Source organism: Streptomyces mirabilis, from assembly GCF_039503195.1.
Classification (GTDB): Bacteria; Actinomycetota; Actinomycetes; order Streptomycetales; family Streptomycetaceae; genus Streptomyces; species Streptomyces mirabilis_D.
This window is the reverse complement of sequence record NZ_JBCJKP010000001.1, coordinates 6,374,673-6,398,274: the sequence shown is the minus strand read 5'-3', so window position 1 is coordinate 6,398,274 and position 23,602 is coordinate 6,374,673. Positions and strand designations below refer to the sequence as shown.

Sequence of the window (23,602 nt, the reverse complement as noted above, 5' to 3'; positions counted from 1 at the left end):
CCATGGCATCCGCATCCGCATTCGAGTACGCACCGGCGCCCGAGTCCCGCTCCGTCGTCGACATCGCGCCCTCCTACGGCCTGTTCATCGACGGCGAGTTCACCGAGGCGGCGGACGGCAAGGTCTTCAAGACCGTCTCCCCCTCCACCGAAGAGGTCCTGTCCGAGGTCGCCCAGGCGGGCGCGGAGGACGTGGACCGCGCCGTGAAGGCCGCCCGCAGGGCCTTCGAGAAGTGGTCGGCCCTGCCGGGCTCCGAGCGCGCCAAGTACCTCTTCCGCATCGCCCGGATCATCCAGGAGCGCAGCCGCGAGCTCGCCGTCCTGGAGACCCTGGACAACGGCAAGCCGATCAAGGAGACCCGCGACGCCGACCTCCCCCTGGTCGCCGCGCACTTCTTCTACTACGCGGGCTGGGCCGACAAGCTCGACCACGCCGGCTTCGGCGCGAACCCCCGCCCGCTGGGCGTCGCGGGCCAGGTCATCCCCTGGAACTTCCCCCTCCTGATGCTGGCGTGGAAGATCGCCCCGGCGTTGGCGACCGGCAACACGGTCGTCCTCAAGCCCGCCGAGACGACCCCCCTGTCCGCCCTGTTCTTCGCGGACATCTGCCGCCAGGCGGGCCTGCCCAAGGGCGTCGTCAACATCCTCCCGGGATACGGCGACGCGGGCGCCGCGCTCGTCGAGCACCCCGACGTGAACAAGGTGGCCTTCACCGGCTCCACCGCCGTCGGCAAGGCGATCGCCCGCCAGGTCGCGGGCACGGACAAGAAGGTCACCCTCGAACTCGGCGGCAAGGGCGCGAACATCGTCTTCGACGACGCCCCCATCGACCAGGCCGTCGAGGGCGTCGTCACCGGCATCTTCTTCAACCAGGGCCAGGTCTGCTGCGCGGGCTCCCGTCTCCTCGTCCAGGAGTCGATCCACGACGAGCTGCTGGACTCGCTCAAGCGCCGCCTGTCCACCCTCCGCCTCGGCGACCCCCTGGACAAGAACACGGACATCGGCGCGATCAACTCCGCCGAGCAGCTGTCCCGTATCACCTCGCTCGTCGAACAGGGCGAGGCCGAGGGTGCCGAGCGCTGGTCCCCGGCCTGTGCACTCCCCTCCTCCGGCTACTGGTTCGCCCCGACGCTCTTCACGAACGTCACCCAGGCGCACACCATCGCGCGCGACGAGATCTTCGGCCCGGTCCTGTCCGTCCTCACCTTCCGGACCCCCGACGAGGCCGTCGCCAAGGCCAACAACTCCCAGTACGGCCTCTCCGCCGGCATCTGGACCGAGAAGGGCTCCCGGATCCTCGCCGTCGCGAGCAAGCTGCGCGCGGGCGTCATCTGGTCCAACACGTTCAACAAGTTCGACCCGACCTCGCCGTTCGGCGGTTACAAGGAGTCGGGCTTCGGCCGCGAGGGCGGTCGCCACGGCCTGGAGGCGTACCTCGATGTCTGAGAAGACCGACAAGACCGAGCAGCAGCGACTGAGCGTCTTCAAGACCTACAAGCTGTACGTGGGTGGGAAGTTCCCGCGTTCCGAGAGCGGCCGGGTGTACGAGGTGACCGACTCCAAGGGCAAGTGGCTGGCCAACGCGCCGCTCTCCTCCCGCAAGGACGCCCGTGACGCGGTGGTCGCCGCCCGTAAGGCGTTCGGCGGCTGGTCCGGCGCGACGGCGTACAACCGCGGTCAGATCCTCTACCGCGTCGCCGAGATGCTGGAGGGCCGCAAGGACCAGTTCGTCCGTGAGGTCGCGGACGCGGAGGGCCTGTCGAAGTCCAAGGCTGGCGCGGTCGTCGACGCGACGATCGACCGCTGGGTCTGGTACGCGGGCTGGACCGACAAGATCGCCCAGGTGGTGGGCGGCGGCAACCCGGTCGCGGGTCCCTTCTTCAACCTGTCCACCCCGGAGCCGACGGGCGTCGTCACCGTCCTCGCGCCCCAGGAGTCGTCCTTCCTGGGCCTGGTCTCGGTGATCGCCCCGGTGATCGCGACCGGCAACACGGTGATCGTGATCGCGAGCGAGAAGTCCCCGCTCCCGGCGCTGTCGCTGGGCGAGGTGCTGGCGACCTCCGACCTTCCGGGCGGTGTCGTCAACGTCCTCTCCGGAAAGACGGCGGAGATCGCGGCGCCCCTCGCCGCGCACCAGGACGTCAACGCGATCGACCTCGCGGGCGCGGACGACGTACTGGCGAAGGAGCTGGAGATCGCCGCGGCCGACAACCTGAAGCGGGTCGTCCGTCCACAGGCTGTGGATTATTCACGGACGCCCGGCATCGAGCGCCTGACGGCCTTCCTGGAGACGAAGACGGTCTGGCACCCGACGGGCGCGCTCGGCGCCTCCGGCTCGTCCTACTGAGCGTTTCCCCGTGCCCCGGGACGGGGCACGGGGCACGGGGAGACTCACGCACCCCCCAGCGACCCCAACGCCTGCCCCACCACCGGCACGCTCCCCACCGACCGCGCCTGCGCCAGCGGCCCCGTCAGGGCCCGCGAGGTCAGCGGCTTGAAGTCCGCGAGCTGGGTGCCCACCCCGTTGTCGAGCGGGTCGACCCCCGTGCCGGCGAGCGGGTTGGGCTTGAGGCCGGCGATCGGACCGGTGACGTATCCCACCGAGCCGGTCAGGACCCCCAGGCCCGCCTGCGGGTCGAGGTTGCCCAGCGAGGTGGGCTGGGTGCGCGTCAGATCCACGGCGGGGGCCGCGACGGCCGGACTCGCGGCGGCCGCACCGGCGGCGACCACCCCGAGCGCGACGGCGATGCGCGTGGTGGTGCGGGCCAGGGGGGTCTGCTGGTGTGCGTGTCGCGCCATCGGGTGTCCTCTTCGGTGAACGTAACGAATGCGGGCGGAGAGCAACGGGATTCGCACGCAGAGTAGTTGACCCGGATGCCGTTCCGGGCGGCGATGGCGGCGGATTCCCCTGTGCGGGTCAACAGGCATACGGACGTAACCCCGATAATCCTTCGGGATAATGTTCCGGAGGCCTGCCGAAGCGCGGCGTGGCCCGGCCGAGTCACAGAAGGTACAGAGAATTGGGTTCCCATCCTCCGATACCGACCCGTGTGGTGCTGCTCTGCGGCCCCTCCGGCTCTGGAAAGTCCCTTCTCGCGGCCGCCTCCGGACTTCCCGTGCTCCGCCTCGACGACTTCTACAAAGAGGGCACCGACCCGACGCTCCCCCAGGTCGAGGGCAGCTCCGACATCGACTGGGACCATCCGCAGTCGTGGGACGCGGACATCGCGGTCGCGGCGATCGAGGAGCTGTGCCGTACGGGACGCACGACCGTTCCCGTCTACGACATCGGGCTGAGCGCCCGTACCGGCGCGGAGGCGCTGCACATCGAGCGGACACCGCTGTTCATCGCGGAGGGCATCTTCGCCGCCGAGATCGTCGAGCGCTGCCGGGAGCTGGGGATGCTGGCCGACGCGCTGTGTCTGTCCCGCGGCCCGCTGACCACGTTCCGTCGCCGTTTCCTGCGGGATCTGCGGGAGGGCCGCAAGTCGGTCCCGTTCCTGCTGCGCCGCGGCTGGCGCCTGATGCGCGCCGAACGTTCGATCGTGGCCCGGCAGAGCGCGCTGGGCGCCCACCCCTGCGACAAGGACGAGGCCCTGGGCCGACTGGCCGCGGCGGCCGCCGGACGCTGCACGGCACCGGCGTAGTCAGGGGCCCTGCGCCGGGACACGCGAAGAGGCCACCCACCGCGAGGGGCCAGAACGCGAAAAGAGGCCCAGGCGGACCCCCCGTCCGCCCGGACCTTTTCTCGTTTCCCCCGTGCTCCTCAGGGGTCCCCCGACCCCGTTGGCTTTCCCCCCGGTACTGCTCCCCCGTACCAACCGGTACCACCGGTTGCCCCGCTCCCCACAGACCTTCAGGCGACGAGCTCCCCGAAGGACTCCTCCTCGTCACGGCCGAAGCTGAGGACCTCGTCCTCACGCATCCGGCGCAGCGACCGCCAGATGCTCGACTTCACCGTGCCGACACTGATGTCGAGGATCTCCGCGATCTCCGGGTCCGTGCGGCCCTCGTAGTAACGAAGGACCAGCATGGTGCGCTGGAGTTCGGGCAGCCGGGCCAGCGCCTGCCACAGCACGGCGCGCAGCTCGGTGCCGCGCATCGCGTCCGTGTCACCGGCGGTCTCCGGCAGTTCCTCGGTCGGGTACTCGTTCAGCTTGCGGCGGCGCCACGCGCTGATGTGCAGATTGGTCATGGTGCGGCGGAGGTAGCCCCCGACCGCGGCCTTGTCACTGATCCGGTCCCAGGCCCGGTACGTCGAGAACAGCGCGCTCTGCAGCAGGTCCTCGGCCTCGAAGCGGTCCCCGGTCAGGTGGTAGGCGGTTGCGTACAGGGAGGCGCGGCGCTCCTGGACGTAGGCGGTGAACTCCGCCTCCGACACCGAGCGACGTTCCCCCGTGGCCTCCCTGTACGCGGCTCCCCCGTGAGCTCCCCCGTTACCGCCGTTCTCCCCCGTGAAGGCGTCAACCACCGTCATGTACGTGGTGTGCTGACGCCCGGTGCCGCGAGCGCACCCCCGCCCGCTCACGGCACCGGACTTCTCCGAACCCCTGACGTCGTGGAGCCGCGTGACAACTGCGCTAGTGCTGGTGCTGTGCAGCGTGTTCATCTCGCGCCCCCCGTCGTGGAGTTCCGGTTCTTCTGTTCGTTCCGTCGTGCTGTGTTGCCGTCTTGCCGTCGTGCTCTCTTGCTTGTGTCGAAAAGCTTGCCCGGGCCACTTCATGGCCGTGTCCGCCGACTGTCACAGACCTGTCACAGGGCCCCTCCCCAGACGCGTCACGGCACGATCACAGCGCGGTCACAGAGGAGAGCGGTACGGCTACGCGGACGCCCTTCGGGCGCCCCCTTCTGTGCGAGAGATGGGTGGGAGCGCTCCAACTGTCGAAAGAGTCCCTCGCCATGGGCCAGAATGACGTTCGTGCCTTCCCTGTTGCTGATCGAGGACGACGACGCCATCCGGACGGCCCTGGAGCTCTCTTTGACGCGCCAGGGACACCGGGTGGCCACCGCTGCCACCGGCGAGGACGGTCTGAAACTGTTGCGTGAGCAGCGGCCGGATCTGATCGTGCTGGACGTGATGCTGCCCGGCATCGACGGGTTCGAGGTGTGCCGGCGCATCCGGCGCACGGACCAGCTGCCGATCATTCTGCTGACCGCGCGCAGCGACGACATCGACGTCGTGGTCGGACTCGAGTCCGGCGCCGACGACTATGTCGTCAAGCCCGTGCAGGGGCGGGTGCTCGACGCCCGTATCAGGGCCGTGCTGCGGCGCGGGGAGCGTGAGGCCAACGACTCGGCGACGTTCGGTTCCCTCGTCATCGACCGTGCGGCCATGACGGTCACCAAGAACGGCGAGGATCTGCAGCTGACACCCACCGAGCTGCGGCTGCTCCTGGAGCTGAGCCGCCGGCCCGGACAGGCGCTGTCCCGCCAGCAGTTGCTGCGGCTGGTGTGGGAGCACGACTACCTGGGCGACTCGCGGCTGGTGGACGCGTGTGTCCAGCGGCTGCGCGCGAAGATCGAGGACGTTCCGTCCTCGCCCACCCTGATCCGTACGGTCCGCGGAGTCGGCTACCGACTGGACACTCCTCAGTGACCCCACCGCACGACGAGCTCCGCGGCTGGGCCGCGGCGCGCCGGGCGATCCTGGCGGGGTTGCGCTTCACGAGCCTGAGACTGCGGCTGGTCGTGGTGTTCGGACTCGTCGCGCTCACGGCCGCCGTGTCGGCGTCGGGCATCGCGTACTGGCTCAACCGCGAGGCCGTGCTGACGCGTACGCAGGACGCGGTGCTGCGCGACTTCCAGCAGGAGATGCGCAACCACGCGAGCATGCTGCCGGTGCACCCGGCGCAGGACGAACTGCAGCGCACGGCGGGCCAGATGGCCAACAGCAGCCAGCGCTTCAGCGTGCTCCTCGTCGCCCAGGACGGCAACGGCAAGAAGGTCATCGGCAACTCCGCGCTGGACACCTTCACGCTGGACGACGTACCCAAGTCCCTCCAGAAGGCCGTGAACAAGGAGCAGCCGCTCTCCTCGAACAACAAGTCGGCCTATCACCTGTACTGGCAGCGCGTCACCGACCACGACAAGCCGTACCTGGTGGGCGGCGCGAAGGTGATCGGCGGGACGACGACCGGCTACATGCTCAAGTCCCTGGAGCCCGAGGCCAAGGACCTCAACTCGCTGGCCTGGTCACTGGGCATCGCGACCGGCCTGGCCCTGATCGGCTCGGCGCTGCTCGCCCAGGCCGCCGCGACGACGGTCCTCAAGCCGGTGCACCGCCTCGGCATCGCGGCCCGCCGTCTGGGCGAGGGCAAGCTCGACACCCGGCTGCGCGTCTCGGGTACGGACGAACTCGCGGACCTCTCCCGTACGTTCAACCACACCGCGGAGTCCCTGGAGAAGCGCGTGGCCGACATGAGCGCCCGCGAGGAGGCGTCCCGCCGCTTCGTGGCGGACATGTCCCACGAACTCCGTACGCCGCTCACCGCGATCACCGCCGTGACGGAGATCCTGGAAGAGGAACTCGACGCGGAGACCGGCAGCGTCGACCCGATGATCGAACCGGCCGTCCGGCTGGTCGTCAGCGAGACCCGCCGCCTCAACGACCTCGTCGAGAACCTCATGGAGGTCACCCGCTTCGACGCGGGCACCGCCCGGCTGGTCCTCGACGACGTGGACATCGCCGACCAGATCACCGCGTGCATAGACGCGCGCGCCTGGCTGGACGCCGTCGACCTGGACGCCGAGCGCGGCATCATGGCGCGCCTCGACCCGCGCCGCCTGGACGTGATCCTCGCGAACCTCATCGGCAACGCGCTCAAGCACGGCGGCAGCCCGGTCCGTGTCTCGGTCCGCGTGGAGGCCGACGACCTTCTCATCGAGGTCCAGGACCACGGGCCCGGCATCCCCGAGGACGTCCTCCCGCACGTCTTCGACCGCTTCTACAAGGCGAGCGCCTCCCGCCCCCGCTCCGAGGGCAGCGGTCTGGGCCTGTCCATCGCCCTGGAGAACGCGCACATCCACGGCGGCGAGATCACCGCGGCCAACACGCCCAAGGGGGGCGCCGTCTTCACGCTCCGCCTCCCCCAGGACGCGTCGGAGCTGCTCGCCGACGACGAGCGCGAGCGCGGACGGAACGGGAACGGTACGGAGGGCAGCGCCGGATGACGACCTTGGTACGAGGCCGAGGCGGGCGCCGACGGACGCCTCTCGCCTCTCTCTCCCTCCTCTCGCTCCCCCTCCTCGCCGTCCTGCTCGCGGGCTGCGGTATCCGCTCCACCCAGGTCCCGACGGACTTCGGTCCGGCGCCGTCCCGGGTCCCGTGCGCGCTGTCCGGCCAGGACATCACCACCCAGTCCTCGCGCGGCATCCCGGTGCAGGTCTTCCTGATCTGCTCCGGGCAACTGGTGACGGTCGACCGGTCCGTGCGGATTCCCGACGGTACGGCGGAGGGCGTGCGGCGGGTTCTGGTGGCGCAGGGGCTCCTCGACGAGCTCGCCGAGACGCCCTCCACGCCCGAGCAGCAGGCCGGCTACACGACCGACGTGCGGGGCGGGATGACGGTGAGCGGGCCTCGGCCCAAGGACCCCGAGGACGCGCTCCGCCTCAGCACCCCTCCTCAGGACCTGACCTCCGCCGCCCTCGCCCAGATCATCTGCACCTTCTCCGACTCCGCCGCCGCGCGGGACGACGGTTCGGTCATCCTCGGTGGCCCCGACGCCACCCCGCTGCGCAGCTACGAGTGCCCCACCGACGTGCGCGCCAACCCCACCACCAAGTCCCCTCCGTCCACACCGATCTCCGGCGCGTAGTCAGGCGCGCGGGGAACCGCGCGATCCATCCCCACCGGCCCGCGGACGAGCGCCTACGCACGGGCAGGGATACGGGGCGAAGCCCCGGGCTCAGGCGCGCTGGGAACCGCGCGACCCGGCCCCCACCGCCCCACGGCCACACCCCTATGCGCGCGCCGAGCCGCCCCGCTCCGCCCCGTACGTGTGGCGCATCCCTCACCCCTCGGCCCCAAGCTCACCAACAACCCGGAACCGATCCTGCCGACCCCCGCGTCTTGGGAGGCGTGCAACGTCAAGGCGAAGGCGGCGGCAGCGCCGTGACCCGCGTCCGTGCGACAGGAGCTCTCCTCCTCGTCGCACATCTCGCGCTCGTCGCCTGGATCACCCTGCGTCCCCTGGACGTCCCCTGGGTGAGCCCCGCCAACCTCCGCCCGTTCGCCGGCATCAGAGCCGATCTCGCGCTGGGCCCGGCGGAAGCCGCCCGCCGGATAGGCCATGGCCTCGGCCTGCTCGCCCCACTCGGCGTCCTGCTCCCCATGGCCGGCGGCAGGCTGACGGCGTCCCCGCTCGGCTCCCTCGTCCGCACGGTCGCCGCCGGCGCCCTGATCTCGCTGGGCATCGAACTGCTGCAGACCGGCGTTCCCGGCCAGGTCGTGGATGTCGACTCCCTGCTGCTCAACACGGTCGGCGTCGCCCTGGCCCATCTCGCGATCGTGCCGGCCGCCAGGGTCAGGTTCCGCCGCCGGGCCGAGACCCGGCGCCGCGCGGCCCTCCCCCGGGAGGACACGGCTCAGGGTCGGACCCCGACGATTCCCAGGGTCGGCATCGCCCCATAGAGCGACGCTTCGCCCCCTTCGTCACCGTAGCGTTGAAGACGTCGAAGCCGGAGACATCGAAGAAGACGCCGAAGACGACGTCGATGTCCCAACACCCCGGCATCCCGCCACGGTTCACGAAGGAGCCATCATGACCGCCCTTGCCCGCCCCACCAACGGCCGCATGATCGGCGGAGTGTGCGCAGCGCTGGCGCGGCGCTTCGGCACCTCCGCGACCACGATGCGCGTGATCTTCGTTCTCTCCTGCCTGCTCCCGGGCCCGCAGTTCCTGCTCTACATAGCGCTGTGGATCCTGTTCCCCTCCGAGGACAAGGCCCGCACGGCCTGGTGACCCCCGGCCCGGCTCAGGGCATGACACGTCGGTGGGGCGCACCCCATCAGGGTGCGCCCCACCGGCGTTCGTACGGGCGAAGGACCGAAACAAGCGGAAGGCGTCAGCCGATCGGCAGCCCGTTCACCGGCAGACCGTGCGTCGGCAGGCCCTGCAGCGGCAGCCCCCCGAGCAGACCGGCCAACGGCGCCGCCGGACCGTCGGCAAGGACCTTCGCGACGGCGGGCTGGGCCGCGGCCACCCCCGCGCCGAGCGCGCCCTGCCCGTGGGCGAGCGCCTCTCCCGCACCCGGGAGCGCCGCCGCGGCGTTCTGCGCGGGCAGCGTCTGGGTAACGGTGTCCAGCGCCTGGGAGGCGTCCGGCACGGCCGGGGCGGCGTTCGCGGCGCCCGCGCCGACGGCGGCGAATGCGGCACCGAGAGCGGCGACACCGAGGGTCTTGGCAGCAGACTGCTTCATATTGAATGCGTCCTTGGATCCGTGTGACGGGGATGTGAGCGGTCCAAAAACGTAAACACGCAGAGCCACCCTCCGCAAACATCGGAAAGCAGCCGAGTCATGGAGAACAAGTGAAGACCCGGCCGCTTTTCGCTCCTTCGATCAGCCCTGTTCCTTCAAGGAACCCCTGGTGGAGGCGGTCTGCTGGAACAGCCATTCGGACTTGAGCTCTGCATATCCAGGCTTGATCACGTCATTGATCATGGCCAGTCGTTCATCGAAAGGAATGAATGCTGACTTCATAGCATTGACAGAGAACCACTGGATATCATCGAGCGAATAACCGAACGCCTCGACCAGGTGCTCGAATTCACGCGACATGCTCGTCCCCGACATGAGCCGATTGTCCGTGTTCACGGTCGCCCGGAAGTGCAGGCGCCGCAGCAGACCGATCGGGTGCTCCGCGTAGGAGTCGGCGGCGCCGGTCTGGAGGTTGGAGCTGGGGCACAGTTCCAGCGGGACGCGCTTGTCACGGACGTACGAGGCCAGCCGTCCGAGCTTCACCGAGCCGTCCGCCGCGACCTGGATGTCGTCGATGATCCGCACACCGTGGCCGAGCCGGTCCGCACCGCACCACTGGAGCGCCTGCCAGATGGAGGGGAGCCCGAAGGCCTCGCCGGCGTGGATGGTGAAGTGGTTGTTCTCGCGCTTGAGGTACTCGAAGGCGTCGAGGTGACGGGTGGGCGGGAAGCCCGCCTCGGCGCCCGCGATGTCGAAGCCCACCACACCCAGGTCGCGGTAGCGGTTGGCCAGTTCGGCGATCTCCAGGGCACGGGCCGCGTGCCGCATGGCGGTCAGCAGGGCGCCGACCCGGATGCGGTGGCCGTTGTCCCGGGCACGCCGTTCACCCTCCCGGAAGCCCTCGTTGACGGCCTCGACGACCTCTTCGAGGGTGAGTCCGGTCTCCAGGTGCTGCTCGGGCGCGTAGCGCACCTCGGCGTAGACGACCCCGTCCTCGGCGAGATCCTCGGCGCACTCGGCGGCGACCCGCACCAGCGCCTCACGCGTCTGCATGACGGCACAGGTGTGGGCGAAGGTCTCCAGGTACCGCTCCAGGGACCCGGAGTCGGCGGCCTCGCGGAACCAGACGCCGAGTTTGTCGGGGTCGGTCTCGGGGAGCCCGGAATAGCCGGTCTCCTGGGCGAGTTCGACGATCGTCCCGGGGCGCAGGCCCCCGTCGAGGTGATCGTGCAGCAGGACCTTGGGTGCCCGGCGGATCTGTTCCGAGCTCGGGGTGTTCTGGATCTGGCTCGTCATTTTCGCACTGTAGCCCCTACGCGCGTAGATCTCTTGTCGCGGCGTCCGTCGATACGTAACGGTGACCACGCGGACGGGTGGCGTACACCGTCACTTCTGACACTGTTCTGTCATGGCACAGCAAGCGACGCCGGTTCGCAGCGCCCGGCTGGGGAGGACGATCGGCCCGGAGCCGACGGCCGTCAGCGGAGTGGTTCTGCTGCTCCCGGGCGGCGACGAGGTCTCCGCGCGCAGACCGTCCCCGATGTGGGCGACCGCCTCCGTACGCGCGCTCGGCCGCCGGCTCATGCGCGCGGGACACGCGGAAGGCCTGGCCACCCATGTCGTGCACTACCGCTTCCGCGGCTGGAACGGCAGCGAGGCGCACCTCGCGAACGACGCGTCCTGGGCCGCCGACGAGGTCGTACGCCGCTACGGGGACGTGCCGGTGTGCCTCGCCGGTGTGGGCATGGGAGGCCGCGCGGCGCTGCGCGCGGCCGGGCACACGGCCGTCAACTCCGTTCTGGCGCTCGCCCCCTGGCTGCCCGAGGACGACGTGGCGGCGCCACCCGAACCGGTGAAGCAGCTCGCCGGGCGGCGCGTGCTGATCGTGCACGGCACCAACGACGAGCGCACCGACCCGGAGTTGTCCTTCCGGCTCGCGGCGCGGGCGAAGAAGTCCAACCGGGACATCTGCCGGTTCGAGGTCCACTCCGACGGGCACGGGTTGCACCAGTACCGGTCCGAAGTGCACGCGCTGGCGGAGGACTTCGTGATGGGGGCGTTGTTCGGACACGGGGTGTCGCGCCCTCTGGAGGACGCGCTGGCCGCGCCGCCGCCGTTGGGGTTGCGGATGCCGCTTGCCTCCGGCTTCGGGCGGGCGTTGCGTCGTTAGGTTGTTGGTGTCTGCGGGTGCGTGGGGGCTGGTCGCGCCCACGCGGCGGAGCCGCATATGTCAGAGCCCCGCGCCCCTGAAGGGGCGCTCCTGGTGCCCCTAGTCGGGCAGCAGATGGCCCCTTCGCGACAGTAGGAACCTTTTGAAGGCGGCCACCGGTGGGGTGTCCGGGTGGCCGTCCAGCCATGCCACTCCGATCTCGCGGACCGCTCTCGGGGCCGTGACCGTCAGTTCGACCACCCCTGGGCGGGGCACGGCCGGCGGAGGCAGGAGGGCGACTCCGAGGCCGGCGGCCACCAGGCCCCGTAGGGTCTCGGCCTCCTCGCCCTCGAAGGCGATGCGGGGCTTGAAACCGGCCTCCTGACAGAGGTCGTCGGTGATGCGGCGCATGCCGTAGCCGGGTTCGAGGGTCACGAAGGTCTCGTCGGCGGCCTCGGCGAGGCGGATGCGCTTGCGGGCGGCGAGGCGGTGGTCGGCCGGGACGACGAGCCGGAGCTTCTGCTCGTCGAGGAGGCGGCCCACCAGGTCGGGCGCGTCCGGCACCGGCGAGGTGAGGCACAGGTCCAGCTCGCCCGAGCGCAGTCCCTCCAGCATCGCCTCGCCGTAGTTCTGGACGAGGCTGAAGCGGACCCGGGGGTGATCGGCGCGGAAGGCGCGGATCAGGCCGGGGACGGTCTCCGAGCCCATGGTGTGCAGGAAGCCGAAGGCGACCTTGCCGGTGGCCGGGTCGGCGTCCGCGCGCACCTCCTCGGCGGCGCGCTCGATCTCGGCGAGGGCCCGCTCGACGGAGGAGAGGAACGTACGGCCCGCGGGGGTGAGGGAGACCGTGCGGCCCCGGCGGGCGAACAGATCGACGCCCAGGTCATGTTCGAGCCGGGCCATGGCCCGCGACAGCGTCGACTGGGGGACCCGCATCTCCTGCGCGGCGCGCGTGACGTGCTCCGTACGGGCGACCCCGGCGAAGTACGCGAGGCGTGGGGCGAGCAGCCTCGACATGCCCGCGCTGTCTTCTGTGTCACTGGACGGTGACAGGTGAGGCCCTGACCTTTGCTGATGCGCCATGGGAACGATTATGGCGATTCCATGCATTGGACGGATGAGCGACGGCTCTTTAGTTTCGAAGCATGCCTTCCGCCAGTACCGGGGCGTCCACCACCGTGGGCGCCACCTCCTCCGTCACGTCCTCCACCGCCGCCGTCGACTCCCGTCTCACCCCGGGTGGGCCCGGCTACCGCCGCATGAGCTTCGCGCTCTTCCTCGCGGGTGTGGCGACCTTCGCGCTCCTCTACTCCACACAGGCCCTCCTCCCGCTCGTCTCCACGGACTTCGGGGTCAGCGCGAGCGAGGCGAGCTGGACGGTGTCCGCGGCGACGGGTGCGCTGGCGCTGTTCGTCCTCCCCATGAGCGCGCTGTCGGAGCGGTTCGGACGGCGTACGTTGATGACGACGTCGCTGGCGGTCGCGGTAACGGTCGGGCTCCTGGTCCCCTTCGCCCCGTCGATCGGCGCGCTGGTCGCGCTGCGGGCGGTGCAGGGCGCGGCGCTGGCGGGCCTTCCGGCCTCCGCGACGGCCTATCTGGCGGAGGAGGTCCGCCCGAAGGCCCTGATCACGGCGATCGGCCTCTTCGTGGCGGGCAACAGCGTCGGCGGGATGAGCGGCCGGGTCATCACCGGCTGGGTCGCGCAGGAGTGGGGATGGCGGGTCGCCGTCGCCACGATCGGGATCATCGCGGTGGCCTGCGCGGTCGCCTTCCGTATGCTCCTGCCCGCGCCGAAGCACTTCACGCCCGGCTCGCTGCGGCCGCGGGTGCTGGCCCGTACGGTCCGTGACCACCTCGCGAACCCGCTGCTGCGTCGGCTGTACGCGATCGGCGCGCTGTTCATGATGGTCTTCGGCGGGGTCTACACGGTGATCGGCTACCGCCTGACCGAGGCCCCGTTCTCCCTCCCCCAGGGCATCATCGGCTCGATCTTCCTGGTGTACCTGGTCGGTACGGTGTCGGCGTCCACGGCGGGCAGGCTGGTCGCCCGCCTGGGCCGGCGCGGCTCCCTGTACCTGGCGGGCGGCACCACGACCGCCGGCCTGCTCCTCTCCCTCGTCGACTCCCTCCCCCTCGTCCTGCTCGGCCTGGTGCTGATCACCGCGGGCTTCTTCGCGGGCCACGCGGTGGCGTCCTCGTCGGTCAGCCACACCGCCAAGCAGGGCCGCGCCCAGGCCTCCGCCCTCTACCAGTCCGCGTACTACATCGGCTCCAGCGCGGGCAGCACGCTCGGCGCGGTCGCCTTCCACGCGGGCGGGTGGGCCGGGACGGTGGCACTCGGACTGTTCGCGGTCCTCGGCGTCGTCACGATCACACTGCTCGGCTCCCACGCGGCCCGCGCCCAGGCCCGCCACGAACCGGCCCTGGCGCACTGAGCGTCCCAAACGCTCCTACGGTCCCCCTGGTCGGACCCCGTTGTCAGTGGCGGCACCTAGCCTCCACGCCGTCAACCGGCCCGAACAGGGGGATCTTTCATGGAGTTCCGCGTCGATCGCGACGACCTCGCCGAGGCGGTGGCCTGGGCGGCCCGCACCCTGCCCGCCCGCTCGCCGGTACCGGTGCTGGGCGGACTGCTGCTGGAGGCCGGTCCTGGACGACTCGGCATCTCGGGGTTCGACTTCGAGGCGGCGGCGAGCATCGAGACCGATGCCGAGACGGGGGCGGACGGCCGGATCCTCGTGCTGTCGCCGTCGCGGCCGGGCGCGACGACACACTGCCGGTCCTCACCGGCGTACAACTGCGGCTGTCCGGCGAGGACATGACACTCTCCGCGTCGGACCGCTACCGGTACGCCGTGCGCACCCTGGCCTGGAAACCCGAGGCCCCCCCTCGACGGCGTCGTGGAGGCCCTGCTGCCCGCGCGTCGGCTGCACGAGATCGCCCGGTCGCCGGCCCGCTCCGGTGACGTGCGCATCGGGCTCGACCCCGCGGGCGGCGGGATGTTCGGCTTCGAGGGCGGGCCGATGCGGACGGCGGTGCGGCTGATGGAGGGGCGGCTGCCGCGGCACGGCTCGCTGTTCTCGGTGCCCGAAGCCGCGGTCGCGGAGGTGGAGCGCGAGGCGCTGGCGGAGGCCGTACGGCGCGTCGCCGTCGTCGCGGAGGTGAACAGTCCCGTACGGCTGGACTTCACCGGTGACGGCGAGGGGTCCGTTCTGCTGCGCGCCGGATACGCCGACGACGTGGCCTCGCAGCGACTGCCCGCGGCGCTGACCGGCACGGCGGAGATCACCGTCGCCTTCAACCCGGCCTATCTGCTGGACGCCCTGAACTCCTTCGAGCAGCCGCGGGTACGGCTGGAGCTGCTGGGGCCGGGGCAGCGGGCGCTGCTGAGCGGGGCCGAAGCCAGGGCCGAGGCGGTGGACGGAACCGGGGGCGAAGCGGGCGGTGCGCACCGGCATTTGCTCATGTCCGTGAAGCAATTGGTCTGAGCTCCGCTTTTTCCCACTCCGGGGGCCATTGTCAGTGGGCTGCGGTAGCTTCCGAAGTGCCGGCGCAACGAGGCGACGGTGCGACGGGAACGGCCACAGGGGTGGGTTGGCTATGAGCGACGGTACGGCGACGACAGATCTGGACGTGCGGCTGGAGAAGCACCGGGTCGAGCTGACCGGGTACTGCTATCGGATGCTCGGCTCCTCCTTCGAGGCGGAGGACGCGGTGCAGGACACGATGGTCCGCGCCTGGCGGAGCTACGACAAGTTCGAGGGCCGTTCGTCGATGCGGTCCTGGCTGTACCGGATCGCCACCAACGTCTGCCTCGACATGCTGAACGCGGGCAACCGGAGGGCGCGTCCGATGGATCTGAGTGGTCCCTCACCCCTGGCTCAGGCGGCGCTCACCCCGCGCCCGGACAACACCTGGCTGGAGCCGATGCCCGACGCGCGCGTGCTGCCCACGGTCGGTGACCCCGCCGAGGCCGCGGTGGCCAAGGAGTCGGTGCGCCTCGCCTTCATGGCCGCCCTGCAGCAGCTGCCGCCCAAGCAGCGCGCCGTGCTCATCCTGCGTGAGGTCCTGGCCTGGAAGGCGTCGGAGGTCGCCGAGCTGCTCGGGACGACGGTCGCCTCGGTCAACAGCGCGTTGCAGCGGGCCCGCGCGACCCTCTCGGAGAGCGACAGCGCCGAGGCCGCCGTCTCCGACCCGCTCGACGAGGAGCAGCAGAAGCTGCTCGAGCGCTATGTCGCCGCGTTCGAGGGGTACGACATGACGGCGCTGACCGCGCTGCTCCACGAGGACGCGATCATGACGATGCCGCCGTTCGACCTGTGGCTGCGCGGCACGGGCGACATCACCGGTTTCATGACGACCCTCGGTGCCTCCTGCGCGGGTTCGCGCCTGCTGCCGGTCGCGGTCAACGGTCTGCCGGGATTCGCGCACTACAAGCCGGATCCCGAGGAGGGCGGCTTCAGTGCCTGGGCGATCCAGGCACTGGAGATCTCAGACGGCCGCATCACCGGGTTCCACTGCTTCCTGGACACCAAGCGCTGGTTCCCGCTCTTCGGCCTCCCCCTCCACCTCGAAGCGGAGTCCGACTAGATCGAGAAGCAGGAGGAGAGGCGGGGCCGGGGCGCGCAGACGGACGCGGCCCCCGGCCCGGCGGGCGGTGAGCTGCATCCTGGCCAGGGCGTCGACGGTGGCCAGGCCGGGTGGACCGAGGCCCGCGACATCGCAGACCACCACCCCGGCGCCGGTCGCCGCCAGCCGCGCGCGCACGTCGTCACAGAGCCCTGGCACCTGGTCACGGGTGACGGGGCCGGGCAGCACGAGTACGGCGGGTGTCGTGGCGTCCACAGTCAGTAGACCGGCCGGAGGCACGGAACTCATCGCGCCGAGCCGACCCGTTCGAGGCGCGCGCCCGCAAAGGATCACATTGACCTGCGCCCCTCCCACCCCAGAGGGTTGGGTGTATGCCCCATGAATCAGCGCCTTCCGTGATACCCGACGGCCTCCTCCGACCGACGGGGGCACCGTGCAAGGGGTGCTGACGGGCTTCGCGGTCATCGCCGTCGTCATCGGAGTCGGTTACGTCATCGGACGCCGCGGCTATCTCGGGGAGAACGGGCGGGAGGTGCTGACGAAGCTCGCCTTCCATGTGGCCTCTCCCGCCCTGCTGTTCACCACGCTCGCCCGGGCCGACCTGTCGGTGATCTTCTCCAGCCGGCTCCTGGTGACGGCGATGAGCACGGCCGCGGCGGCCGGGGTCTTCGTCGCGGTCGGGGTCGTACGCGGCTGGGGCGTGGGCCGGACGACGATCGGCGCGCTCTGCTCCAGCTACGTCAACTCGGGCAACCTCGGCATCCCGATCGCGGTGTACGTGCTGGGGGACGCCTCGCTCGTCGCGCCCGTACTGCTCTTCCAGCAGATCATGGTCACGCCCCTCGCGCTCACCGTCCTCGACCTGTCGGGGGACGGCGAGAAGGGCCCCCTGTGGCAGCGGCTGATCACTCCCCTGCGCAACCCCATCGCGGTCGGCTCGCTGAGCGGGGTCGCGGTGTCGGCGACCGGTCTGACGCTGCCGGGACCGGTCATGGACCCGCTCACGCTGATCGGCAACATGTCGGTGCCCGCGGTGCTGCTGGCGTTCGGCATCTCGCTGTGCGGCAGCACGCTGCCCGGCCGGGGCGCGGACCGGTACCCGGTGCTGCTGTCCGTCGCCCTGAAGTCGGTGGGCCAGCCGCTGGCCGCCTGGGCCCTGGCGGTGGGCCTGTTCGGGCTGCACGGCGCGCCGCTGCTCGACGTCGTGGTCACCTCGGCGCTGCCCGCCGCCCAGAACCTCTTCACCTACGCCTCGCGTTACCGGGTCGGCGAGACGCTGGCGCGGGAGTCGATCCTGCTGTCGACGATCCTGTCGGTGCCGGTGCTGGTGGTGATCGCGGCCGTGCTCGGCTGACGAGTACTCGGCTGACGGCACCGGCCCAGGGCACGCGAAAGGGCCGGCGCGTCCGCGCCGGCCCTTCCACCGCCGTACGAAATCAGCTGCCGGACGGGGCAACTGCCGCACGGAGTCAGGCGATACGTTCCAGCACGACCGGCGTGGCCTTGAAGTCCGTGCCCGCGGCGGCGATGTCGTAGGAACCCTCGACCGACTCCAGGGCGTACTCGAAGCGCTCGGGGGTGTCGGTGTGGAGGGTCAGCAGGGGCTGGCCCGCGGTGACGGTGTCGCCGGGCTTGGCGTGCAGTTCGACGCCCGCGGCGGCCTGCACCGGGTCCTCCTTGCGGGCGCGGCCCGCGCCGAGGCGCCAGGCGGCGATGCCGATGTCGTAGGCGTCCAGGCGGGTCAGGACGCCGGAGGACGGGGCCGTCACCACGTGCTGCTCGCGGGAGGTGGGCAGCGCGGCGTCCGGGTCACCGCCCTGCGCGGCGATCATGCGGCGCCAGACGTCCATCGCGGAGCCGTCCGCGAGGGCCTTCGCCGGGTCGGCGTCCTTGATGCCCGCCGCGTCCAGCATCTCGCGCGCCAGGGCGAGGGTGAGTTCGACGACGTCGGCCGGACCGCCGCCCGCCAGGACCTCCACCGACTCCCGTACTTCGAGCGCGTTGCCGGCCGTCAGGCCCAGTGGGGTCGACATGTCCGTGAGGAGTGCGACCGTCTTCACGCCGTGGTCGGTGCCCAACCCGACCATCGTGGCGGCGAGTTCACGGGCGTCCTCGATGGTCTTCATGAAGGCGCCGGTGCCGACCTTCACGTCCAGGACCAGCGAGCCCGTGCCCTCCGCGATCTTCTTCGACATGATGGAGGAGGCGATGAGGGGGATCGCCTCGACCGTGCCGGTGACGTCGCGCAGCGCGTACAGCTTCTTGTCGGCGGGGGCCAGGCCGTCGCCCGCCGCGCAGATGACCGCGCCGGTCGTGTCGAGGACGTTCAGCATCTCCTCGTTCGACAGCAGGGCGCGCCAGCCGGGGATGGACTCCAGCTTGTCCAGCGTGCCGCCGGTGTGGCCGAGGCCGCGTCCGGACAGCTGCGGGACCGCCGCGCCGCAGGCGGCGACCAGCGGGGCCAGCGGGAGGGTGATCTTGTCGCCGACGCCGCCCGTGGAGTGCTTGTCGGCGGTCGGGCGGGAGAGGGAGGAGAACTCCATGCGCTCGCCGGAGGCGATCATCGCGGCGGTCCAGCGGGCGATCTCACGACGGTTCATGCCGTTGAGCAGGATCGCCATGTTGAGGGCGGCCATCTGGTAGTCGGCGACCTCGCCGCGGGTGTACGCGTCGATGACCCAGTCGATCTGCGCGTCGCTGAGCTCGGCGCGGTCCCGCTTGGTGCGGATGACGGAGACGGCGTCCATGGCCATGGCTTTCCTTCCGAAGACTTCCGAAAATCCGCGGCCCCTCCCGATCGGTCGTTCATCGTCCGGTCGTCGGAAGGGGCCACGCAGGCGTTACTTGGTGAGATTCTCCGGCCCGAAGGCCTGCGGCAGCATCTCGGAGAGCGGCAGGATTCCGGCCGGGGTCTCCAGGAGCAGATCGGCCCCACCGAACTCGTACAGCAGCTGCCGGCAGCGTCCGCACGGGACGAGGATCTCGCCCTGTCCGTCGACGCAGGTGAAGTGCGTCAGCCGACCGCCACCGGTGTTCAGCAGCTGGGAGACCAGACCGCACTCGGCGCACAGTCCTAGCCCGTACGAGGCGTTCTCGACATTGCAGCCGGTGACGGTCCTGCCGTCGTCGACGAGGGCCGCGACACCGACCGGGAAGCCCGAGTAGGGGGCGTAGGCCCGGGACATGGCGTCCCGCGCGTGCTCCCGCAGAGCCTCCCAGTCGACGGCCGCGGACCCGGCGTCGGCGGACGTCACTTGCCCTGTCCTCTCCGGTACGGCATGCCGTCCGCCTTCGGCATCCGCAGGTGCTGCGCGGACAGCGAGAGAACGAGCAGGGTCACGATGTACGGCGTCGCGCTGACGACCTGCTTGGGGACATCGCTGGTGGTGACGTACCAGACGAACATCAGCGCCGACACCGCGGCGGTGACCAGCGCGGGCACGAGCCGCTTCTTCCACGCGAGGTAGGCGGCGCCGAAGACCAGCAGAATCGCGATCAGCAGGATCAGCGCGTGCACGTTGGTGGTGCCGCCGCGCAGGTTGAGGCTGTCGGTGTAGCCGAACAGACCCGCTCCGAGGGCGAGACCGCCCGGCATCCAGTTACCGAAGATCATCGCGGCGAGACCGATGTATCCGCGGCCGGCCGTCTGACCGTCCAGGTACACGTTGGACGCGACGATCGAGAGGAAGGCACCGCCGAGGCCGGCGAAGCCACCGGAGATGATCACGGCGAGGTACTTGTACTTGTAGACGTTGACGCCGAGGGACTCGGCGGCCATCGGGTTCTCGCCGCAGGAGCGCAGCCGCAGGCCGAAGGACGTACGCCACAGCACCCACCACGTCGCCGGTACGAGGGCCACGGCGACGACCGTGAGCGGCGACAGGTCGGTGACCAGCCCGCCGAGCAGGCCCGCGATGTCCGAGATCAGGAACCAGTGCTTCCCGTTGAGCGTGTCCAGACCGCTCGACAGTCCCGGAATGTCGAAGGTGCCGAGCGAGTCGATGGGCGGGGACTGCTTGGAGGAGCCCTGCGGCGCGTTCTCGAAGGTGAACTTCGACAGGTAGCGGGTGGTACCGAGCGCCAGGATGTTGATGGCCACACCGGAGACGATGTGGTTGACGTTGAAGGTCACCGTGGCGATGGCGTGCAGGATGCCGCCGAGCACACCGCCGATGATGCCGAAGGCGACACCGGTCCACGGGCCCCACTGATAGCCGGCCCAGGCTCCGAACCAGGTGCCGAGGATCATCATGCCTTCGAGGCCGATGTTGACGACGCCCGCGCGCTCGGACCACAGGCCGCCGAGGCCCGCGAGTCCGATCGGCACCGCGAGGCGCAGCGCCGTGGACATCTGTCCGGTCGAGGTGATGCCGTCCGCGCCGGTGATCAGGCGGACAGCCGAGGTCAGGATGAGTACGCCCGCGATGATCAGCAGGAGCACGGGGAGCGAGAATCGGCGGCTGCCCTTGCCGGGCTGCTGCGCCTGCGGCTTGGCGACGGTCGCGGTGCTCATCGGGCAGCCACCTCCTTCGGGGAGTTGTTGTTGGCGGCGGCCGCGGCCAGTTCCTCACCGACCCGCTTCTGCTGGCGGCGCAGGCCCCAGACACGTACGGCCTCGTAGGAGATGACGACCGCGAAGACGATCAGACCCTGCATGATCGTGGCGATCTCCTTCTCGTACGCCACCGGGGTCGCGTAGTCGAGCGCCGGGGACGCCTTGTCGAGGAAGGCGATCAGCAGGGCGGCGAAGGCGATGCCCACCGGGTTGTTGCGGCCGAGCAGGGCGATCGTGATGCCGGTGAAGCCGAGTCCGGTCGGGAAGCTCAGGCTGTAGCTGTGCGCGTCGCCGAGCAGCAGCGGCAGGCCGGAGAGGCCCGCGACCGCGCCGGAGATCAGCATCGCGGTGAGCACCATCTTCTTGGCGTCGACACCGGAGGCCGCGGCGGCGGTCTCGGAGGCACCGGTGGCGCGCAGGTCGAAGCCGAAGCGGGTGCGGTTGAGGACCACCCAGTACAGGACGCCCATGAGGACCGCGAGGAAGACCAGGCCGTAGATCTCGCCGACGTCCGAGCCGAGGTTGATGCCGGGAACCCAGCCGGACTTCTTCATGATGCCGGTCGTGTTGTTGTTGCCGACCTGCACACCCCAGATGTTGTCGAGGGTGAGATAGCCGATGAGGCTGGTGGCGATCGCGTTGAGCATGATCGTCGCGACGACCTCGCTCACTCCCCGGGTGACCTTCAGGACACCGGCGATGCCGGCCCAGAAGGCACCGGTGAGCATGCCGACGAGCAGCAGCAGCGGCACCTGCAGGACGCCGGGCAGCGCGATGTGCGTGCCGACGACCGCGGTCATCATCGCGGCGAGGCGGTACTGACCGTCGACACCGATGTTGAACAGGTTCATGCGGAAGCCGATGGCCACCGCGAGCGCCGCCAGGTAGTACAGCGACGCCTGGTTGATGATCAGCACCTGGACGTCGGAGTACGTCGCCTGCTGGAGCATCAGGGAGTACGGCTCGAACGGGCTCTTGCCCGAGGCGAGCAGCACGACCGAGGTCAGCGCGATCGCCGCGACGAGCGCGATGACCGGGCCGGCCACCGCGAGGAGCACGCGCTCCTTGTCGAACTTCTTCATCGGGCCTCGTCCTCCGGGGCGGCGCTTTCCGCTACGTGCTCCAGGTGTCCGGAGGCGGCGCCGGTCATGGCCGAGCCGAGTTCCTCCGGGGTGACGGTCGCCGGGTCGGCGTCCGCCACGAGCCTGCCGTTGTAGATCACCCGCAGGGTGTCCGACAGGCCGATCAGCTCGTCCAGGTCGGCCGAGATCAGCAGCACGGCCAGGCCCTCGCGGCGGGCCTCGCGGATCTGGTCCCAGATCGCGGCCTGCGCGCCGACGTCCACACCGCGGGTGGGGTGGGCGGCGATCAGGAAGCGCGGCTTGTGGCTCATCTCGCGGCCGACGATCAGCTTCTGCTGGTTGCCGCCGGAGAGCGAGGCGGCGGTGACGTCGATGCCGGGGGTGCGGACGTCGTACTCCTCGACGATCCGCCTGGTGTCCTCCTGGGCGCCCTTGATGTCGAGCCAGAAGCCCTTCGCGTTGGGGGCCTCGGTGACATGGCCGAGGATGCGGTTCTCCCAGAGCGGGGACTCCAGCAGCAGGCCGTGGCGGTGGCGGTCCTCGGGGATGTACCCGATGCCCTTCTCGCGGCGCTTGCGGGTGGCCCACCCCGTGATCTCGTCGCCGAGGAACGTGATGGCTCCCGCGTCCGCGGCCTTGAGGCCGATCAGCGCGTCGATGAGCTCGGTCTGACCGTTGCCCTCGACACCGGCGATGCCCATCACCTCACCCGCGTGGATGGTGAAGGTGACGTCGTCGAGGATGCGCCGCACCGCGGCGGCGGTCTCGGCGGTGTCCTCGGTGAGCAGCCCGGCGCCCGTCGGCTCGGCGAGCTCGCCGAGGGAGGGGGCACCGCTGGCGAAGACCGTGAGGCCCTCGACCTGGATGACCGGCTTGTCCGTGACGGTGGACTCGGCGGTCTCCGGGGTCGGGAGCTCGCTGCCGACCATCATCTCGGCGAGCTGGCGGGGGGTCGTCTCGGCGGGGACGGCCGTGCCGACCGTCGTACCGCGCCGGATGACCGTGATCTCGTCGGCGACCGAGAGGACCTCGCCCAGCTTGTGCGAGATGAAGATGACGGCCAGGCCCTCGGACTTGAGCTCGCGCAGGTTGTCGAAGAGCGCGTCCACCTCCTGCGGCACCAGTACGGCGGTGGGCTCGTCCAGGATCAGGGTGCGGGCGCCGCGGTAGAGGACCTTGAGGATCTCCACGCGCTGACGCTCGGCGACACCGAGGCCCTCGACCAGGACGTCCGGGCGGACGTTCAGGCCGTACCGGTCGGAGATCTCCTTGATCTTCTTACGGGCGCCGCCGCCGATGCCGTACAGCTTCTCGCTGCCCAGGACCACGTTCTCCAGGACGGTGAGGTTGTCGGCGAGCATGAAGTGCTGGTGGACCATGCCGATGCCGCGCGAGATGGCGTCGGCGGGGCTGTGGAAGGTGACCTGCTCGCCGTCGACGGTGATCGTGCCCTCGTCCGGCTTCTGCATGCCGTAGAGGATCTTCATCAGCGTCGACTTGCCGGCACCGTTCTCGCCGACGAGGGCGTGGACCGTGCCCTTGCGGACCGTCAGGTGGATGTCATGGTTGGCCACCACACCGGGGAAACGCTTGGTGATCCCCGCCAGCTCGACCGCGGTCGACTGCGCGGTGAGCGGAGGGCTGCTGGACGCGTCGATGGCGCACTCTCCTTGGAAAAGGGGCCTATCTACGCGCGTAGCGCCCCTGCTTTGAATTGCACTCGGACGGACCGGGCTCTTTCCGGACTGCCTTCGGTCCGATCCGATCCGATCCGAGCATTCTGCCGCGCGAACGGGGCACGGGAAGGTCA

General features: G+C 70.4%; 23 protein-coding genes and 1 pseudogene. 13 read left to right on the top strand and 11 right to left on the bottom strand.

Annotated features, from left to right (window positions below; genetic code table 11):
* The first annotated feature begins 2 nt into the window (after nucleotides 1–2).
* Nucleotides 3–1,445, top strand: coding sequence for an aldehyde dehydrogenase family protein (locus tag AAFF41_RS29580; RefSeq protein ID WP_343324895.1), 1,443 nt, complete (start codon nucleotides 3–5; stop codon nucleotides 1,443–1,445).
* A complete protein-coding gene (locus tag AAFF41_RS29575) occupies nucleotides 1,438–2,346 on the top strand; it encodes an aldehyde dehydrogenase family protein (RefSeq protein ID WP_343324893.1) in 909 nt (302 codons plus the stop codon). The genes AAFF41_RS29580 and AAFF41_RS29575 overlap by 8 nt, the downstream gene beginning before the upstream one ends.
* A 44-nt stretch (nucleotides 2,347–2,390) precedes the next feature.
* Here AAFF41_RS29575 and AAFF41_RS29570 read toward each other — a convergent pair whose 3' ends face one another.
* Entirely contained in the window at nucleotides 2,391–2,798 is a 408-nt protein-coding gene (locus tag AAFF41_RS29570; RefSeq protein WP_319751506.1) for a hypothetical protein, read from the bottom strand.
* Nucleotides 2,799–3,019: 221 nt separating this feature from the next.
* Between AAFF41_RS29570 and AAFF41_RS29565 the strand changes: the two genes are divergently transcribed.
* Nucleotides 3,020–3,646 carry a uridine kinase family protein gene (locus AAFF41_RS29565; RefSeq protein ID WP_319751507.1) on the top strand — a complete coding sequence of 209 codons (627 nt, stop codon included), beginning with the start codon at nucleotides 3,020–3,022 and terminating at the stop codon, nucleotides 3,644–3,646.
* Nucleotides 3,647–3,855: 209 nt separating this feature from the next.
* Here the strand turns inward: AAFF41_RS29565 and AAFF41_RS29560 are convergent, their stop codons facing one another.
* Entirely contained in the window at nucleotides 3,856–4,608 is a 753-nt protein-coding gene (locus tag AAFF41_RS29560) for a SigE family RNA polymerase sigma factor (protein ID WP_075028321.1), read from the bottom strand.
* 309 nt (nucleotides 4,609–4,917) lie between these two features.
* On the opposite strand from AAFF41_RS29560, the gene afsQ1 reads away from it, so the two are divergent.
* The 5 genes from afsQ1 to AAFF41_RS29535 all read left to right on the top strand — a co-directional run bounded on the left by afsQ1 (nucleotide 4,918) and on the right by AAFF41_RS29535 (nucleotide 8,959).
* Nucleotides 4,918–5,595, top strand: coding sequence for a two-component system response regulator AfsQ1 (gene afsQ1, locus AAFF41_RS29555; protein WP_054233761.1), 678 nt, complete (start codon nucleotides 4,918–4,920; stop codon nucleotides 5,593–5,595).
* On the top strand, nucleotides 5,493–7,169 hold the full coding sequence (locus AAFF41_RS29550; protein WP_415925959.1) for an ATP-binding protein: 1,677 nt from the start codon (nucleotides 5,493–5,495) through the stop codon (nucleotides 7,167–7,169). Before afsQ1 ends, AAFF41_RS29550 begins: the two co-directional genes overlap by 103 nt.
* On the top strand, nucleotides 7,166–7,813 hold the full coding sequence (locus tag AAFF41_RS29545) for a hypothetical protein (protein WP_060901423.1): 648 nt from the start codon (nucleotides 7,166–7,168) through the stop codon (nucleotides 7,811–7,813). Before AAFF41_RS29550 ends, AAFF41_RS29545 begins: the two co-directional genes overlap by 4 nt.
* A gap of 263 nt (nucleotides 7,814–8,076) precedes the next feature.
* Entirely contained in the window at nucleotides 8,077–8,628 is a 552-nt protein-coding gene (locus AAFF41_RS29540; RefSeq protein WP_319751510.1) for a VanZ family protein, read from the top strand.
* Between the two features lie 130 nt (nucleotides 8,629–8,758).
* Nucleotides 8,759–8,959, top strand: a complete 201-nt coding sequence (locus AAFF41_RS29535; RefSeq protein ID WP_054233643.1) for a PspC domain-containing protein — start codon at nucleotides 8,759–8,761, stop codon at nucleotides 8,957–8,959.
* Between the two features lie 103 nt (nucleotides 8,960–9,062).
* Here AAFF41_RS29535 and AAFF41_RS29530 read toward each other — a convergent pair whose 3' ends face one another.
* A complete protein-coding gene (locus tag AAFF41_RS29530) occupies nucleotides 9,063–9,416 on the bottom strand; it encodes an ATP-binding protein (protein ID WP_319751511.1) in 354 nt (117 codons plus the stop codon).
* Nucleotides 9,417–9,557: 141 nt separating this feature from the next.
* Nucleotides 9,558–10,712 (bottom strand): adenosine deaminase, encoded by a 1,155-nt coding sequence (locus AAFF41_RS29525; protein WP_319751512.1) that lies wholly within the window; start codon nucleotides 10,710–10,712, stop codon nucleotides 9,558–9,560.
* A gap of 112 nt (nucleotides 10,713–10,824) precedes the next feature.
* Here AAFF41_RS29525 and AAFF41_RS29520 point away from each other — a divergent pair, with 112 nt between their 5' ends.
* Nucleotides 10,825–11,586, top strand: coding sequence for an alpha/beta hydrolase family protein (locus AAFF41_RS29520; RefSeq protein ID WP_343324892.1), 762 nt, complete (start codon nucleotides 10,825–10,827; stop codon nucleotides 11,584–11,586).
* A 99-nt stretch (nucleotides 11,587–11,685) separates the two neighbouring features.
* On the opposite strand, the gene AAFF41_RS29515 is transcribed toward AAFF41_RS29520, so the two are convergent.
* Nucleotides 11,686–12,648 (bottom strand): LysR family transcriptional regulator, encoded by a 963-nt coding sequence (locus AAFF41_RS29515; RefSeq protein ID WP_343324891.1) that lies wholly within the window; start codon nucleotides 12,646–12,648, stop codon nucleotides 11,686–11,688.
* A gap of 62 nt (nucleotides 12,649–12,710) precedes the next feature.
* On the opposite strand from AAFF41_RS29515, the gene AAFF41_RS29510 reads away from it, so the two are divergent.
* The 3 genes and pseudogenes from AAFF41_RS29510 to AAFF41_RS29500 all read left to right on the top strand — a co-directional run bounded on the left by AAFF41_RS29510 (nucleotide 12,711) and on the right by AAFF41_RS29500 (nucleotide 16,155).
* On the top strand, nucleotides 12,711–14,000 hold the full coding sequence (locus AAFF41_RS29510; RefSeq protein WP_319751515.1) for an MFS transporter: 1,290 nt from the start codon (nucleotides 12,711–12,713) through the stop codon (nucleotides 13,998–14,000).
* A 99-nt stretch (nucleotides 14,001–14,099) separates the two neighbouring features.
* A pseudogene (locus tag AAFF41_RS29505) lies at nucleotides 14,100–15,053 on the top strand (DNA polymerase III subunit beta family protein).
* A 112-nt stretch (nucleotides 15,054–15,165) separates the two neighbouring features.
* Nucleotides 15,166–16,155, top strand: coding sequence for a sigma-70 family RNA polymerase sigma factor (locus tag AAFF41_RS29500; protein ID WP_097285992.1), 990 nt, complete (start codon nucleotides 15,166–15,168; stop codon nucleotides 16,153–16,155).
* On the opposite strand, the gene AAFF41_RS29495 is transcribed toward AAFF41_RS29500, so the two are convergent.
* Nucleotides 16,057–16,443 (bottom strand): STAS domain-containing protein, encoded by a 387-nt coding sequence (locus AAFF41_RS29495; protein ID WP_082417399.1) that lies wholly within the window; start codon nucleotides 16,441–16,443, stop codon nucleotides 16,057–16,059. The genes AAFF41_RS29500 and AAFF41_RS29495 overlap by 99 nt on opposite strands.
* Before the next feature lie 145 nt (nucleotides 16,444–16,588).
* On the opposite strand from AAFF41_RS29495, the gene AAFF41_RS29490 reads away from it, so the two are divergent.
* A complete protein-coding gene (locus AAFF41_RS29490) occupies nucleotides 16,589–17,509 on the top strand; it encodes an AEC family transporter (protein ID WP_319751516.1) in 921 nt (306 codons plus the stop codon).
* Between the two features lie 115 nt (nucleotides 17,510–17,624).
* On the opposite strand, the gene AAFF41_RS29485 is transcribed toward AAFF41_RS29490, so the two are convergent.
* The 5 genes from AAFF41_RS29485 to AAFF41_RS29465 form a co-directional block, all read right to left on the bottom strand.
* Nucleotides 17,625–18,908: a thymidine phosphorylase gene (locus tag AAFF41_RS29485; RefSeq protein WP_319751517.1), complete on the bottom strand. Its 1,284-nt coding sequence runs from the start codon at nucleotides 18,906–18,908 to the stop codon at nucleotides 17,625–17,627.
* Between the two features lie 87 nt (nucleotides 18,909–18,995).
* Nucleotides 18,996–19,409, bottom strand: coding sequence for a cytidine deaminase (locus AAFF41_RS29480; RefSeq protein WP_082417401.1), 414 nt, complete (start codon nucleotides 19,407–19,409; stop codon nucleotides 18,996–18,998).
* Nucleotides 19,406–20,668: an ABC transporter permease gene (locus tag AAFF41_RS29475; RefSeq protein WP_319751518.1), complete on the bottom strand. Its 1,263-nt coding sequence runs from the start codon at nucleotides 20,666–20,668 to the stop codon at nucleotides 19,406–19,408. Before AAFF41_RS29475 ends, AAFF41_RS29480 begins: the two co-directional genes overlap by 4 nt.
* Nucleotides 20,665–21,792: an ABC transporter permease gene (locus AAFF41_RS29470; protein WP_054233654.1), complete on the bottom strand. Its 1,128-nt coding sequence runs from the start codon at nucleotides 21,790–21,792 to the stop codon at nucleotides 20,665–20,667. The genes AAFF41_RS29475 and AAFF41_RS29470 overlap by 4 nt, the downstream gene beginning before the upstream one ends.
* A complete protein-coding gene (locus AAFF41_RS29465) occupies nucleotides 21,789–23,369 on the bottom strand; it encodes an ABC transporter ATP-binding protein (RefSeq protein WP_388149637.1) in 1,581 nt (526 codons plus the stop codon). The genes AAFF41_RS29470 and AAFF41_RS29465 overlap by 4 nt, the downstream gene beginning before the upstream one ends.
* Nucleotides 23,370–23,602: the final 233 nt, after the last annotated feature.

What these genes read in the sequence shown, in the direction of transcription:
- AAFF41_RS29525 (WP_319751512.1), bottom strand. Translation starts at nt 10,712, where the DNA reads ATGACGAGCCAGATCCAGAACACCCCGAGCTCGGAACAGATCCGCCGG.
- AAFF41_RS29475 (WP_319751518.1), bottom strand. Translation starts at nt 20,668, where the DNA reads ATGAGCACCGCGACCGTCGCCAAGCCGCAGGCGCAGCAGCCCGGCAAG.
- AAFF41_RS29495 (WP_082417399.1), bottom strand. Translation starts at nt 16,443, where the DNA reads ATGAGTTCCGTGCCTCCGGCCGGTCTACTGACTGTGGACGCCACGACA.
- AAFF41_RS29535 (WP_054233643.1), top strand. Translation starts at nt 8,759, where the DNA reads ATGACCGCCCTTGCCCGCCCCACCAACGGCCGCATGATCGGCGGAGTG.
- AAFF41_RS29580 (WP_343324895.1), top strand. Translation starts at nt 3, where the DNA reads ATGGCATCCGCATCCGCATTCGAGTACGCACCGGCGCCCGAGTCCCGC.
- AAFF41_RS29530 (WP_319751511.1), bottom strand. Translation starts at nt 9,416, where the DNA reads ATGAAGCAGTCTGCTGCCAAGACCCTCGGTGTCGCCGCTCTCGGTGCC.
- AAFF41_RS29510 (WP_319751515.1), top strand. Translation starts at nt 12,711, where the DNA reads ATGCCTTCCGCCAGTACCGGGGCGTCCACCACCGTGGGCGCCACCTCC.
- AAFF41_RS29575 (WP_343324893.1), top strand. Translation starts at nt 1,438, where the DNA reads ATGTCTGAGAAGACCGACAAGACCGAGCAGCAGCGACTGAGCGTCTTC.
- AAFF41_RS29570 (WP_319751506.1), bottom strand. Translation starts at nt 2,798, where the DNA reads ATGGCGCGACACGCACACCAGCAGACCCCCCTGGCCCGCACCACCACG.
- AAFF41_RS29560 (WP_075028321.1), bottom strand. Translation starts at nt 4,608, where the DNA reads ATGAACACGCTGCACAGCACCAGCACTAGCGCAGTTGTCACGCGGCTC.
- AAFF41_RS29545 (WP_060901423.1), top strand. Translation starts at nt 7,166, where the DNA reads ATGACGACCTTGGTACGAGGCCGAGGCGGGCGCCGACGGACGCCTCTC.
- AAFF41_RS29485 (WP_319751517.1), bottom strand. Translation starts at nt 18,908, where the DNA reads ATGGCCATGGACGCCGTCTCCGTCATCCGCACCAAGCGGGACCGCGCC.
- AAFF41_RS29500 (WP_097285992.1), top strand. Translation starts at nt 15,166, where the DNA reads ATGAGCGACGGTACGGCGACGACAGATCTGGACGTGCGGCTGGAGAAG.
- AAFF41_RS29470 (WP_054233654.1), bottom strand. Translation starts at nt 21,792, where the DNA reads ATGAAGAAGTTCGACAAGGAGCGCGTGCTCCTCGCGGTGGCCGGCCCG.
- AAFF41_RS29515 (WP_343324891.1), bottom strand. Translation starts at nt 12,648, where the DNA reads ATGGCGCATCAGCAAAGGTCAGGGCCTCACCTGTCACCGTCCAGTGAC.
- AAFF41_RS29520 (WP_343324892.1), top strand. Translation starts at nt 10,825, where the DNA reads ATGGCACAGCAAGCGACGCCGGTTCGCAGCGCCCGGCTGGGGAGGACG.